This is a genomic window from Serratia sp. Sp408, from assembly GCF_057180665.1.
Genome location: NZ_JBXUFT010000028.1, coordinates 1 through 408 on the forward strand (window position 1 = coordinate 1; position 408 = coordinate 408).

At 66.2% G+C, this 408-nt stretch carries 1 protein-coding gene; it reads right to left on the reverse strand.

Annotation, left to right across the window (positions count from 1 at the left end; genetic code table 11):
- The coding region (locus AC2AXP_RS22685; RefSeq protein ID WP_484381994.1) for a polysaccharide deacetylase family protein at positions 1-408 on the reverse strand (408 nt) is incomplete at both ends.

A 408-nucleotide genomic window follows, 5' to 3' on the forward strand; every position in this document is an offset into this window, starting at 1 on the left:
GCTCCTCCCAGGTCAGGTATTCGGGGCTGCGGTCCTCGACGCGGCCGACGTCAACGAACATCACGGCGTTGAAGCCAAGCTCCTGGAGGATGCCGTCGCCGCCGGTCCACGAATCCGCTCGGGCATCGTCGAAGGTGAGCAGGAGAGGCCGTGGGGGAAGGTCGACCGGGTCTCCCTGGACGAAGCGCAGAAAGGTCGGCAGGTCGATTGTCTGGTAGCCGGCGTGCTTGATCAACGTCAATTGCTTGGCGAAGTCGTCGAACTCGATCCCGTAGGACGCGTCCGCCGGGTCGGAGAAGTCGCTCGCCGGGCCGATGCCGTGGTAGAGGAGCACGGGCACTTCCGAGCGGTTGGGCGGAAGGGGTGCCCAGACCTGTTTCTCCTCCGCGGTGAGCACCACGTCGGGGG